1 protein-coding gene is annotated in these 780 nt (G+C 50.8%); it reads left to right on the top strand.

The window, feature by feature from the left end; genetic code table 11:
* Window positions 1–302, top strand: a 302-nt coding sequence (locus U8U68_RS22005; RefSeq protein WP_322204614.1) for an Hsp20/alpha crystallin family protein, incomplete at its 5' end; no start/stop codon positions are given.
* Window positions 303–780 lie beyond the last annotated feature (478 nt).

Below are 780 nucleotides of genomic sequence, written 5' to 3'. Positions count from 1 at the left end.
ACGAGCTGGACATCGACCTGCCCGGTGTCCACAAGGAAAACCTCGCCGCCGAGCTGAAGGACGGCTACCTCTGCATCAGCGCCACGGTGGAGCAGACCCACCACGACAGCGTCCAGAACAAACGGTATCTGCGCCGGGAACGCTTCATCGGCTCCTGCCGCCGCAGCTTTTATGTGGGGGACAAGGTCAAACAGGAGGACATCCACGCCAAGTTCGAGGACGGCATCCTGCGCCTGTTCATCCCCAAGGTGAGCCAGGTGGCCCAGATTGAACAGAAGAACCTGATTGCCATTGAGGGCTAAAAAAATGTCCCTGGTTTCGCCGTGAATAGCGCAACCAGGGATGTTTTAAATTTAACGATAGCCCCAATAAAAGCACGATAACCAATAAATCCACGATAACCCTATATCCAATGCCCCAGAAACGCAAAAAAGCCCGCCGCTGGTCTGGAAATTTGTCCAGTCAGCGGTGGGCCTTTTTTCAAAAATGTTTGAGGAACAGCCGTTTTCAGTGACTTTTGGTAAAAATCAAGGACGGTTATCCCGATACCCATTGTATCAGAATAACCGTCCTTAGATGTGAGGCGGATACGAAAAAGATATTTTCGCCAAATTTGTGTGCGTATCCGAACTCTCACGCTTTTTCAATAGCCTGCTCAACTTCCAACCCTCCCACAAATATTACCTTAATCCTTTCCTTCGACTCCACCACCACGCACTCCAGCACCTGCCGTACCAGTCTGTCATCATACATCATTGGATGATTCTCCAGCCCATCCAG

Source organism: Acutalibacter intestini, from assembly GCF_034334985.1.
Taxonomy (GTDB): Bacteria; Bacillota; Clostridia; order Oscillospirales; family Acutalibacteraceae; genus Acutalibacter; species Acutalibacter intestini.
Note: the sequence above shows the minus strand (reverse complement) of the source record. Positions and strands in the feature narration are given on the sequence as shown.